9 protein-coding genes are annotated in these 12,766 nt (G+C 64.2%); 6 read left to right on the top strand and 3 right to left on the bottom strand.

Features of this window, described 5'->3' with window-relative positions:
- Positions 1-382: 382 nt before the first annotated feature.
- A complete protein-coding gene (locus AB7245_RS29690; protein ID WP_144030896.1) occupies positions 383-580 on the top strand; it encodes a hypothetical protein in 198 nt (65 codons plus the stop codon).
- 22 nt (positions 581-602) lie between these two features.
- Here the strand turns inward: AB7245_RS29690 and AB7245_RS29685 are convergent, their stop codons facing one another.
- On the bottom strand, positions 603-4,001 hold the full coding sequence (locus AB7245_RS29685; protein WP_439035206.1) for a VCBS domain-containing protein: 3,399 nt from the start codon (positions 3,999-4,001) through the stop codon (positions 603-605).
- 371 nt (positions 4,002-4,372) lie between these two features.
- Here AB7245_RS29685 and AB7245_RS29680 point away from each other — a divergent pair, with 371 nt between their 5' ends.
- The 5 genes from AB7245_RS29680 (at position 4,373) to AB7245_RS29660 (ending at position 10,511) form a co-directional block, all read left to right on the top strand.
- Positions 4,373-5,065: a FecR family protein gene (locus AB7245_RS29680; protein ID WP_084795356.1), complete on the top strand. Its 693-nt coding sequence runs from the start codon at positions 4,373-4,375 to the stop codon at positions 5,063-5,065.
- Positions 5,066-5,209: 144 nt separating this feature from the next.
- Entirely contained in the window at positions 5,210-5,983 is a 774-nt protein-coding gene (locus tag AB7245_RS29675; RefSeq protein WP_245328614.1) for a tetratricopeptide repeat protein, read from the top strand.
- 36 nt (positions 5,984-6,019) lie between these two features.
- Positions 6,020-6,214 carry a hypothetical protein gene (locus tag AB7245_RS29670; protein WP_085405907.1) on the top strand — a complete coding sequence of 65 codons (195 nt, stop codon included), beginning with the start codon at positions 6,020-6,022 and terminating at the stop codon, positions 6,212-6,214.
- A gap of 232 nt (positions 6,215-6,446) precedes the next feature.
- A complete protein-coding gene (locus AB7245_RS29665; RefSeq protein ID WP_439035205.1) occupies positions 6,447-10,193 on the top strand; it encodes a tetratricopeptide repeat protein in 3,747 nt (1,248 codons plus the stop codon).
- Positions 10,194-10,274: 81 nt separating this feature from the next.
- The gene (locus tag AB7245_RS29660) at positions 10,275-10,511 is read left to right on the top strand and encodes a hypothetical protein (RefSeq protein WP_028148501.1); all 237 of its coding nucleotides are present in this window, start codon (positions 10,275-10,277) and stop codon (positions 10,509-10,511) included.
- 228 nt (positions 10,512-10,739) lie between these two features.
- Here AB7245_RS29660 and fliP read toward each other — a convergent pair whose 3' ends face one another.
- Entirely contained in the window at positions 10,740-11,495 is a 756-nt protein-coding gene (gene fliP / locus AB7245_RS29655) for a flagellar type III secretion system pore protein FliP (protein WP_439035204.1), read from the bottom strand.
- Complete coding sequence (locus tag AB7245_RS29650; RefSeq protein WP_354134558.1) at positions 11,492-12,469, bottom strand: flagellar biosynthetic protein FliO; 978 nt, start codon at positions 12,467-12,469, stop codon at positions 11,492-11,494. Before AB7245_RS29650 ends, fliP begins: the two co-directional genes overlap by 4 nt.
- Between the last annotated feature and the right edge of the window lie 297 nt (positions 12,470-12,766).

Here is a 12,766-nt window from a genome sequence, read left to right as displayed (position 1 = left end):
CCGCTCTTGCCTGGCTACATACAATGCAGTTGGCTTCTCCGCTCATTGATTGCTCCCCCAAAAAAGTTGACCAATCGCATTCGCATCGCAATGATCACATTTGATTCAGAGTCGTTGATGGACCGCAACACCTCTGAGGTTGTGCGAGCCTACTTGGCAACCAAGTACGCAGATCAAACGCGCCGGGGAGTGGGGGGCGCCGCGAGCTTGACGTCTTTGCCGCACGAAGCTCGTCGGCTCGCGTTGCAGATGCAGCTGAAGCAAGCGGCATCTTCTGAGGCTGCGATGAGTTGACGCGTGCAACTGTGAACTGGAGTACACTGGTGCTGGCGAGTTCGTCCTAGGCTCCCGCCAGCGGCAATCAGCCGCGCGGGCGGAAGCCATGAATTACTCGTCCGTAGCAGAACGCGCAATCGAAGCCGTCAATCGGCTGCTCATCGCGGCGATGACGTTGGCCTGGACATCCGCGCTTGACCATCAGCATGCATTGCCGCCGCAAGAAGGGGATGGCGACACTGACGATGTTTGTCCCGAGCGGGACAGCTCCGCCGCATCGGATGGCACGGGAAAACAACACTGAAGATCCAGTTGCCCTGTGGACATCACACGATGAGATCGTGCGGCACGTGGGCGTGAGCTGAGCCTGCACCGTGAGCCGGATCAATATGCGACGGGGACGGTTCAGGCATCGACGCCGCCCCGAATCCGTGGACGACGCCAGCATGTTCGTGATGACCGGACGGGTCCGAAGGATCGTCCCATCCTGCGCTGAGCTCTGAATGGTGGCCATGCAAAGCGCCATCCTTGATGGCGTAGGGTTCGACCGCCGCGTGCCAGGGCGCGGGCGCAATGTCACCCGAACCGTCAGAGCCGTGCTGCTTGAAATGAAATGAGTCCCCGAGGTGAACCGAAGCAACTCGAGGAAGGCCGTTCTCGGCTATCGGGTCCCCATGATGATGCTCGCGCAAGTGATTTTCGTGGTGTGACGTCTCGATGGAGTCTGGGCCGGACTCCATGCTTGGGTCGACCGTGGACGGCGTGACCGGGCCGCTGTCCTTGGCGGCCACGCTCTCTGGAGCGGGCGCGATCCCCTTGCCGTTGTCGAACGGTGTCAACTTGTCGAATACGAACCTATTCTCCGCGACTGCCGTGGGATGAAGCTGGTTGACGGGCTGCACGTGGCTCACCGCGGAGGCCACGTTCTCGCCGGTTGGCGCGTCCGATCGCGTGTTCGCATCGTCGGGCTGAACGAACTGGGTGTGCCCGACCCGGACAACCCGTTCGCAATCGACATCTAACCTGCACCCGCTCGCCTTCGCAGCTTGCCCGGGCCCGTCTCCGTCGATCAGGGCGGCTCGCTCATGGACGATTTCGCCCGATGAGAGGCTGGCCGCCGTCGTCGGGCTACCGGTCGCGTCGTTGTCCGCGCCCGGTTCGAGATTGGCCGGCTCGGCTGCCATCGCATGACCCGACGTTTCCAGCGCGAGCATGAAATCCGACGTCTGGACGGTGGAGAAGCCATCGAGATGGACTTCCACCAGGCTGGAATCGCCGATGCTCAGGCTTTGATCCGTCGGATTGACGTAAACGATGGTCTGGTTCGCCGAGCTGTCGTAGAGCCAGGCGATCGTATGTGCGGGCACCGTCGTGCTGGAGGGGTCGAGTGCCAGAACGGAGAGGGTGAGCGCGCCGAGCGCTATCAGGTCGCCCCGCTCAGAGTCTGCCTTGAAACCAGAGATGATATCAGGGCGCGCTGCACTGGAATTCGACGTCGAGGCAAAGACGAAATGATCGTCTCTGGAGCCGCCGGCAAGAAGGGTCTGTTCGTGCCCGTCGTGAGAGGTGTCGCGACCGCCGTTTGTGCCGATCTTGCCATGATCCGGACTTTCGCCGGAGGCGCCGATGCCATCCGTGTTCGCGTCATGGGTGCTCGCAGCCACCGTCGGACCGGCGGCAAAGGCTCTCGCAGCCGCATTGTCTTCGGGGGGCGCGGTGGCGTGGGGCGGATCGGCGGCATTGAGAGCTGCCGCGTGGCCGAAATGGTCGCGATCGTCGGCGCCGTGGATTGTGATGGCTATGGTCTGTTCCGTCCCATCGATGGTCGTGACCGTGAAGGTGTCGGTCAAAGTCTCGCAGGAAGGAAGCGCCTGCACGGCACAGTTGGTGGTGTCGAGCGTGTAGGTCCACACACCGGCGGCGGTCATCGTGAAAGCGCCGTAGCCGCCCGCGCTCCGTGTCGCACAAGTGACCGGCGTGAATGTGTTCGGCGTGTTGTCGACGTCGGTGTCAGTCAGTCTGCCGCTCGCCGTCGGCTTGCCGTGTTCCCTGCAATCGGGCTCGGTCACCGAGCCGGTGATGCAGCCGTGGATGATGGCCGGATCGTTCGTGCCGTGGATGGTGATCGTCACCACCTGCGCGGTGCCGTCGACGGTGGTCACGGTGAAGGTGTCGGTCAGGGTGTCGTAGGCGTTCAGCGCCTGGACGGCGCAATTGGTGTCATCGAGCGTGTAGGTCCAGACGCCGTCAGCCGTCATCCGGAAGCAGCCGTAGCCATGGTCGCTCGCCCTTGGCGAGGTCACCGGCGTGAAGCTGTCGGGAGTATTGTCGACATCCGTATCTGCAAGCTTGCCGGTCGCGATCGGAGTCCCGGGCTTCCAACATGCGGCTTCCGTCACGGTGCCGGTCGTCGTCCCGGAAATGATGGCAGCATCGTTGGCGCCGTTGATCGTGATGGTAATCAACTGCGGGGTGCCGCCGATGCTGGTCACCGTGAAGGTGTCTGTCAGCGTCTTGCCGACGTTCAGAGCCTGCACTGCGCTGTTGGATTGATCGAGCGTGTAGCTCCAGACGCCGTCGGCGGTCATGGTGAAAGTGCCGTAGCCGTGTGCACTCTTCGTCGGGGAATTGACGGCCGAGAAAGTGTTGGCGGGGTCGTCGACGTCGATATCCGAAAGCTTGCCGGTTGTGACAGTTGGGCCGGTTGTGACAGGTGGGCCGGATGCGGCATTGGCGACGCCGCCGGATTCGATTGACAAGCCGGTCGTCGTGCCGGAGATGATCGCCGCGTCGTCGGCGCCGTTGATGTTGATCGTGAAGGCCTGTTGAGCCGAAAGCGACCCGTCGGACACGGTGATCACAAAGCTATCGGTGGTCGGCGTCTTCAGCGCGTTGATCGCGCCACTGTTGGGAACGAAGGCATAGGCGCCAGTCGAGCTGTTCAGATAAAGCGTGCCATAAGAGCTGGTCTTCGATACGTCGTAGATCGCTCCCTCCAGCGCGGTAGCGCCCGTAGCGCCTCCGCTGATGCCGAAAGTCAGCGCGGCGCTGGAGCTGCTGGCGCTGAAGGTTCCCCTCGTTGCGGCGAAGACGTCGAACGCGACCGTGTCGAGTTCAAGCGGGCCCGCCTGCACATTCAAGATCGGCGGCGTCCGCACGGGCGTGATGATGTCGGGCACCGTGACGATGATCGGCTGCAACGGCAGCAGTGCGCTTGGCGCCGCGGGCGCTATGAAATTGATCGGCTCCAGCGGCAGAGATTCGACGAACGGAGGCGTGCCGGACCCGTTCTTGCCAAATCCCTTCGAGAAATTTTCGAGCGCCTCCTGCTGGGCCACCCGCAGCTCCTCCATGCGGGTCGCGCTGTTGTCGAGCTGATTCACGGTAAGCCCGGACCCGACCTTGCTCAGCACGACCGTTTGTCCGGGGTCCTCGACGATGATGTGCCGCGGGATTGATTCCTTGGTCGTGAGCTCGAACGTGCCGTGTGCAAAGTCCTTGTATGTAATCGTATCGTCGTCCATGAACGTTGCGTTCGGGTCTGCGGCCCTGACCTCTTTGATCATCGAGAAGAGCAATGCCGTGAGCGACAGCATCCTGAAACGGCCGGCAGAGGCTCGCTCATGAGATTGAATAGCGGGTACATTCGCCGTCTTCACGCGGCGATGCAGGCCCGCAGCGGCTTCGCGCTCGCCCCCGTGCTCTGCAGTGGACGTGACGGCCATTTTTCAACCTCGATTGCCCTAGCGGTCGGCCTCAGGCGTCGCCCTATGCCGCCGCGTCTTGGCCGGCTTGCCGCGTCACGCGATCGGGAACAATTTTGTGCCGGCAACCTCAGCTATGCCCGCTAAAAAGTTGTCGTTTCTGAGAATTCCGCCCAAGCTGATCACGGCAGAATTGCTGACGTTTCGCCCGACGGTACCGCTTTCAGCGCTAAAAGCTGTTTGAAATTGCCTGGCGCGGATAGTGACTCTTTTGGACACGGCGATCAGCCATTCGGATTACCCCGGAATAACCATTTTGGCTGTCGTGGTTTGCTGTTGCTGGTCTGCCATTATCGCCGATGGCTTTCGCCAGCGCTGTCGGAGCCGTTCGGATGCTCGAGGATCATATCTTCGAAAAGGAGGAAGCCATGGGCGCTCGTGCAGCGATTGTTCTCGTGGCAGGTCTCGTGCTTGCGCTGGCCGCTTCGTCACCCCGCCCGGTTCAGGCGCAGGACGATTCTCCGCGGCGTGCCGTGCTGGACTCGTCGTCAAAGCCAATCGGGAAAGTTGTGACAGCCGATGGCTCGGTCATCATCGAGCATGCGGGCGCCGCCATTGTCCAGGCAAACGTCGGGGCCGAATCCATCCAGACGAAAGTCGGTGATCCCGTCTATTTGGGCGATGTGGTTCGAACCGGTGCCGACAGTCGGGTCGGCATCAATTTCGTCGATGGAACTTCGTTCAACTTGTCGAGCAACGCCCGCATGACATTGGACGAATACGTCTACGAGCCGGGTGGAAAGTCCAATTCGACAGCCTTCAACCTGACCAAGGGTACGTTCGTTTTTGTTGCCGGCCAGGTTGCGAAGACCGGTGACATGAAGATCGAAACGCCGGTCGCGACGATGGGCATTCGAGGCACCACACCTCACGTCGAAATCTCGGACGACGGAACCACCAGGTTTTCCACTCTGATCGAAGAGGGCAAGACCAAATATACGAAGAAGCCCGGCGCAGCGGGGCCACGCCAACCCGAGCAAAGGGCCGAGCAAAGGCTCAATCTGAACATCTGCCGCGGCTGCTAGAGAATTGGTCCCAGCCGGTGCAATCGCCAGATCTCAGAAGATCGGGAGCCTGACATGAAACCAGGATCCTCCGTTGCCGAAGGCGGACTGGCGCTTGTCGTCCTGATGTTGGTCGGCTTGCCGGTCGTGGCCCAGAACTCCAGCGTGAAGGACAGCTATCTCAGCAATATCGAACTGTGCAACGGGACGGGTACCACCTCGCTCGATGCCCGGATCGGCGCCTGCACGACTTTCATACAGGCGCGTCCAGATTCGTCGGCAGCTCTGGCAATCGCGTATAACAATCGCGGCAACGCCTACACGGCAAAGGGCGACTACGACAGCGCCATCAGCGACTTCGATCAGTCGATCGCACTCAATCCGACATACGCAAAGGCCTTCAACAACCGCGGCGTGGCTCACTTGAGGAGACGTGAATATGAGCTCGCGATCGAAGCCTTTGATGATGCGATCAAGCTCGATCCCGGCTATGGCGCTGCCTTCGTCAACCGCGCCGGAGCCTATCTGAAGAAAAACGACCACCAGCGCGCGGCGCATGATTACGACGAGGCAATCCGTCTCCAGCCCGCCTCGCGGGCGGCATGGAGCGGACGATGTTGGACCCGCGCGGTTCTCAGCGCCTCGCGAGAAGCGCTGGAGGATTGCGACAGAGCGCTTCAATCGGGATCGACCAGCGCTGCCGTGTACGACTCGCGTGGGCTGATCCACCTGAAGATGGGTGAGTTCGGTGCGGCGATCGATGACTACAATGCTGCCTTGCGAGTCGCCCCCGAATTGGCGAGCGCGCTTTTTGGTCGCGGGCTTGCCAAGCTGAAGCAAGGCGATGCGATCGGCGGAAAATCTGACATTTCGACTGCAAGGACAATTCAGAAGAACATCGGCGACGAGTTCGCGCGTTATGGCGTCGATTACGACTGAGTTGGCTCGGTGAGGCGGAACGAATCGGAGGTGAATATGGATGCAAGGTTCGCGCTCATTCAAGCTCACGACGATAGCATTCGCCGCTATCAGCGGTTGTTGAACACACAGTTGACCGATCTCGAGCGTGAGTACATCGAGAGCCGAATCTCGGAAAAGCGATTGACCTTGCAGTCAATTCGCGAAGCGCGAGGCAAGTTGAATTCCTTGCCGGCTAATCGCGGGGTTTGATTGGCATTCCTGACGGGTGCGAACAAAGGGGGGGTTAACACCTCCTTAACCACTTGCTCTCCAGATTTCGAAGCACGAACGCCCGAGCCCGCAAGCAGGCGTCGCGACGCACTGTGCCGGGTGAATTCGTCATTACAGCATTAACAAGTCCTTAATTGGCAAAACCTACAGTCGACGGCACGGGCCGGCGCCAGTGCCGGCATGGACCGCCGAATTGGAAGAAACGCCGCCAATGGCGCAGAAGGCTGCCGCTGGATTTTTGTCGCGAGCCCGCGCTTTGGCGCGGGGGCTGTCGCGCCATGTCCGCAAGGCGCCCGTGCTGGCGGCCTGCCTGCTCATCGGCCTCGGTGCGCCCGCCCGCGCCGCCGATGTGGTCCGGGGCGAGGCGACTTTCTCGGCCGGTGGCGGCTTTGCCCGTCTGGTGATCAAGCTCGGCGAGGACGTTCCCTCCGAGGTGACGACGGCCGGCTCCATTCTCATCATTCGCTTCGACCGGGCGGTCGACGTTCCCGTCGATCGCGTTCCGGAAGGTGCGCCCGACTACGTCAATTCTGCCCGCCGCGATCCCGACGGCAGCGCCATCCGCCTGTCGCTGGCGCGGCGCGTCACCGTCAACACCATGAACGCCGGCGAGCGCACCTTCATCGATCTCTTGCCGGAGGGCTGGACGGGGCCGCCGCCAAGCCTGCCCATGGACGTGGTCAAGGAACTGGCCGAGCGTGCGCGTGTCGCCGAACGTGCCTTGCGCGCCCAGCGCGCCGCGGCAGAGACCAAAAAGCGTCCGCAGATCCGCGTGCGCGCCTCGGTGCAGCCGACTTTCGTGCGCTTCGTGTTCGAGATGCCCGACGGCGTCGGTGTGTCCTCCGTGCTCAACGAGCAGAAGCTCACGCTCGCGTTCAATGCCGGCCTCAATTTCGATCTGGCGGACGCCGTCGTCGCCGCGCCCCCGAATGTCGCCTCGATCAAGCAGAAGTCCGACATCGACCAGACCAGTGTCGAGATCGCGCTGATCGGCGATTCGGACGTGCACTCCTTCCGCGACGAGAAGAATTACGTCGTCGACATCTCCTTCCAGCCCGACAAGGGCAAGACCGCCGCGACGGCTGAGGCGGTGATCGCGCAGGCGAAGCCTGCGGCCCAAGGCCATGGACCGGCTCCGGAAAAGCCGGCGGCCGAGAAGCCGAAGGAGGTCCATCGCGAGATCGCGCCGCCGACGTCCGAGACGATCGCGCGCGAAGCCAGGATCGAAGCCAAGATCGAAGCCAAGCCCGAGGTGAAGCCGGAAGCTCAGGCGGCGATGCCGCCGGTCGAAGCACCGAAGCCTGCGCCGGCCCCCGCGGCCGAAGCACCGCATGCTGCGGAACCGCCCAAGGACGTGTCGAAGCCTGCGGCGCCGGCAACGGAAGCTGTGGTCGCGCCCGCCAAGCCCGCGGTGTCCGAAGCGCCCAAGGAGGTCGTGAAGGAGGCTGCGAAAGAGCCGGTCAAGGACAACGTCAAGGCCGCACCTGCCGAGGCGCCGGCCGCGCCGCAGCCCACCGTGGCCAGCGTCGATGTCCGCCGCGACAGCGATGGCTTGCGCGTGATCTTCCCCCTTCAGGTGGCAACGCCTGCGGCGGCGTTCCGCCGCGGCGATACGGTGTGGCTGGTGTTCGATACGCCGAAGCCGATCGACGTCGAGGCGATCCGCAGTCGGGGCGGTGCGATGATCGGCGAGGTCAGCCGCATGCCGCTCGACAAGGGGCAGGCGGTCCGCATCCGTCTCACCCGGCCGCTGGTCTACTCGCTGACGAGCGAGGAGGTCGGCAAGGAGACCAATTGGCTCCTGACGCTCGCCGACAAGATCCAGGCGACGCCGCTGCCGCTGATGATGTCGCGCAACATCACCGACCCCGCGCTCGCCAATATAGCGATCCCGTTCGCCAATCCGGGCCTGCTGCACAAGCTGACCGATCCGGACGCCGGCGACACGCTCTATGTCGTCACCGGGCAGCGGCCGGTGCGTGGCTTCATCAAGCGGCAGGATCTCGTCGATCTCTCGCTGCTGGAATCCGCGCACGGCATCGCGATCCGGCCGAACTCCGACGAGGTCGGCGTCGAGGTCGGATCCGACAAGGTCATTCTCGGCAAGAAGGGCGGGCTGACGCTGTCGCCGGTCGATATCTCCGCCGAGCGGGCGCCGACCGCGGTGCGGCCGGTCTTCAGTCCGGAAGGCTGGCGCAAGGGCCAGTCGGAGGATTTCTGGACGCGCCAGGGCAGTCTGATCACGGCGATCGCGGCCGTCGAGCCTGCGCAGCGCTCGCTGCCGCGGCTCGATCTTGCGCAGTTCTACATGTCGCGCGCCATGTACCACGAAGCCAAGTCGGTGACCGACCTGATGCTGGCCGATCCCCTCAACAAGGAGGAGAGCGGCGCGCTGATCATGCATGCGATCGCGAACATCTTGATCGGCCGGCCAGCGCAGGGCTTGAAGGACCTCGCCAATCCCGTGATCGGCAACAGCCACGATTCCCAGCTCTGGAAGGCGCTCGCCTATGCGCGCCAGGGCAAGTGGGCGGATGCGCGCGAGAAGTTCAAGAACGTCGAATTCGCCATCGCCTCGCTGCCGATCGACATCCAGCGCATCGTGACGATGGAGGCGATGCGCGCCTCGCTCGAGGTGAAGGATTATGCCGGCGCCTCCAAGCGCCGCAGCGAGATCGAGGTGGTCGGCATATCGCCAGAGGCGGCGCCCGGCTTCGCCGTGCTGCGCGGCCGGCTCGCCGAGGCGCTCGGCCACGACAAGGACGCGCTCGACGACTACAAATTCGCGGTCGCCTCGAACGATCGTCAGGCGGCGGCCGAGGCCAAGCAGCTCGAAGTGGCGCTGCGGCAGAAGCGCGACGAGATCAGCAAGGAAGACGCGCTGCGTGAGCTCGAGACGCTGTCGATGACCTGGCGGGGCGACTCGATCGAGGTCAAGACGCTCCAGATGCTGTCGCAGATATATGCCGAGAACGGGCGCTACCGGGACGCGCTCAGGGCGGCGCGCACCGCGACAAGGCTCCAGCCGAACGCCGAGGCCTCGCGTCAGGCGCAGGACCTCGCCTCCGACCTGTTCACGCAGATCTTCCTGGGGCCCAAGGGCGACGAGCTGCCGCCGGTCGAGGCGCTCGGGATGTTCTACGAGTTCCGCGAGCTGACGCCGATCGGCCGACGCGGCGACGAGCTGATCCGCCGCCTCGCCGACCGTCTCGCCTCGATCGACCTGCTCGACCAGGCCGCCGAGCTGTTGCAGTACCAGGTCGACCATCGCCTCGAAGGCGCAGCCCGCGCCCAGGTCGCCGCGCGCCTGTCCATGATCTACCTCGCCAACCGCAAGCCCGACATGGCGATCTCGGCGCTGCGCGCGAGCCGCATCAGCGATCTCTCCGGCGAGCTGCGGCAGCAGCGGCTGCTGCTGGAGGCGCGCGCGCAGAGCGACGTCGGCCGCCACGATCTCGCGCTCGACATCGTCTCCAACGTTTCCGGACGCGAGGTGCTCCGCCTGCGCTCCGACATCTTCTGGGCGGCGCGGCGCTGGCGCGAATCCGCCGAGCAGATCGAGCTCTATTACGGCGACCGCTTCCGCGACTTCAAGCCACTCAACGCGGTCGAGAAGAGCGACATCATCCGCGCCGCCGTCGGCTATGCGCTCGCCGACGATTCGATCGGCCTGTCGCGCTTCCGCGAGAAATATGCGCCGCTGATGAGCGAGAGTGCGGACCGGGTCGCCTTCGACATTGCGAGCAAGCCGGCAGCGTCCTCCAGCGCCGAATTCGCCGAGATCGCCAAGCTCGCTGCCAGCGTCGACACGCTCGACGGCTTCCTGCGCGAGATGAAGCAGCGCTTCCCCGACGCAACCGCCCGCGCGCCGGCCTCGCCGCAAGCGAAGGACGAGGCCGACCACACCGGCTCGCTGCCCACGATCCCCGTCGTGCGGCAGATCAAGATGACGCGGTAGGAACCCTGCTACCACGAGGCCTCTCGACAGGTGCCCGTTGAAGCGGCAACCTGCGCGTCTTCATGCCGGGAGAGCGTCGATATGAGCAAGCCTGCCAAGACTGAAGCCGAACTCATCGCCATGGCGCGGGCCGAATTGAAGGTCCATGCCGATGGTCCGGATGACCTCGTCATCTCGATTGTCCGCGACGGCGACAGCTGGGAATTCCGCGCCGATGCCGACCAGGCCGCGACGGATAAGCCGGGCTTCCCCGAAAGCGTCGCCATGCTGGTGCAGATCGGTGATCACCTCAGCAAGCAGTATGACGTGAAGGGGTAGGGGCGCTGTCGACGCCGTCTCACTGTACGCCACGTTCTCGGTGTCATCGCCCGACTTGATCGGGCGATCCAGTATTCCAGAGACCGCAGTGATGAAATCGAAAGGCCGCGGCGTACTGGATGCCTCGGTCCCGGCTCCGCCAAGGCTACGCCGGGCCACAAGCTCGCCCGGCCGCCGAAGCTTCAGCGAAGGCGGCAAGCCGGGGCATGACGGCGGATGGAGCCGCAGTTATCCGCTCCCGTAACTCTGCACCAGGCTTCCCGCCACCAGCGACCAGCCATCGACCAGCACGAAGAAGATCAGCTTGAACGGTAGCGAGATCGTTGCGGGCGGCAGCATCATCATGCCCATCGACATCAGCACGGAGGCGACGACGAGGTCGATGATCAGGAAGGGGAGAAACAGCAGGAAGCCGATCTCGAAGGCGCGCTTCAACTCGGAGATCATGAAGGCGGGGACGAGGATGCGCAGGGCGAGGTCATCCGGCGTGGCCGGCGGCGGCTCCCCGGAGAGATCCAGGAACAGCTTGAGGTCCTTCTCGCGCACGTTCTTCTGCATGAAGCCGCGCAAGGGGATGGAAGCGCGCTGGAGTGCGTCCTCGACGCCAAGCTGGTTGGCGACGAGCGGGCGGATGCCCTCGTCGTAGGACTTCTGCAGGACAGGTCCCATCACGAAGAAGGTGAGGAACATCGCGAGCGCGATGATCACCGAGTTCGGCGGCGCGGTCGCCGTGCCCATCGCGGTGCGCAGCAGCGACAAGACGACCACGATGCGCGTGAATGACGTCATCATGATCAGGATCGACGGCGCGATCGACAGCACCGTGAGCAGCGCGATGAGCTGGATCGCGCGCTCGGTGACGCCGCCCCCCTGACCGCCGAGATTGATGCTGATGTCCTGCGCATGCGCAGGCATCGCGAGCGAAGCCGCGGCGATCAGAACAGAAAGAAAAACAACTCTACGCGGGAGGGCCGGCAGCCTCACGAAGACGGCTTCGGACGGCCGAGCAGCGAGGCCATCTCGTCTTCGAGATTTTCAAAGCTGGTCTTCTCCGCGGCCGGCTTTGCGGGCGGAGCCGGGGGTGCCGGCGGCTCGCTGCGCGCGGCGCGGGGCGGCGGCGGCGCGGGCGGCTCGGGCGCAACCGGAGGCGCGACCGTCTCGCCGGCGGGGCGGCGCAGTGCGGCTTCGAGACGCTGCGCCATCTCGGCGAGATTCTGCTCGGCGTTCGAGGGCGCGGCAGGAGCGGGGGCCGGCGGCGGAACGGGCGGAGCCTGCGGCACGGGCGGGGGAGGCGGTGGCGCGGCCGCGCGCTCGGCCCGCACCGGGGGCACTTTCACCGGCTCGGTCTGCCGCGGGGGACGTGGCATCAGCGGAGGCTCGTTGCGGGCGATGCGCGGCGGAACCGGCTCGGGGCGTGACTCGCGCTCGGGGCGCGGCGGCAGGATCGGCTCAGGCGGAAAGCCGGCCAGTGGCGGTTCGTTGCGACGCTCGGCCAGTGCGGGAGCGGGCCGGCGGACCTCGTCGGCGAAGGAGGGACGCGGCCGCGGCGGCTCGGGCATTTGCGGTTCGGGATGATCGAGCAGTTCGGGCCGCGGAGCTTCGTCGGTCCAGCTGCTGGTATCGGGCATCGGGGCAAGGCGCGGCGGCTCGGCGGCATTGGAACGCTGCGGAAGCTGGTCGCGGCCGGGCGCGGCGCGCACGATATTTGGCTCGACGACGATGTCGGTGGGACCGCCAATCATCAGGAGATGCTCGACATTGTCACGCCGGACCAGCACCAGGCGGCGCCGGCCATCGACCGCGGCGGCATCGATCACGGCAAGCCGGGGCATCCGGCCGCGCTGGGTGTTGGCACCGAGCCGGCTGCTGGCGAATCGGCGAACCAACCATGCGGCGACGCCGATCAACGCCAGAACGACGATGAACGCCACGATGAAGGTGATTGGGCTGCCTTGCATACTTGTCCCCGACAAATGGCGCTTTTCTCGTGCCCATGGTCAGACGCGCCAACCATCGGCGTGGGATGCCCCAAACTGCGATTTCTTAACGTCCCACGGCAAGTTTTGCCGTCCCCAGCTCTTAATAACCTATGAATCGCTCGATCCAAAACGACTTCTTGGCCTGTGCATGGCCCGCCAAACGGTTGGGTTAATGCCGCTTTTGGATGCGTAGAATCACGGGGGGCGCAAAATGGTGTTCCATCAAGGGACATGCATCGACGCCATCTTTAACCACCTGTTAACCATACACGCGGC

Origin of the sequence: Bradyrhizobium sp. 604_D8_N2_3 (genome assembly GCF_051810765.1) — a bacterium.
GTDB lineage: Bacteria > Pseudomonadota > Alphaproteobacteria > Rhizobiales > Xanthobacteraceae > Bradyrhizobium > Bradyrhizobium barranii.
Note: the sequence above shows the minus strand (reverse complement) of the source record. Positions and strands in the feature narration are given on the sequence as shown.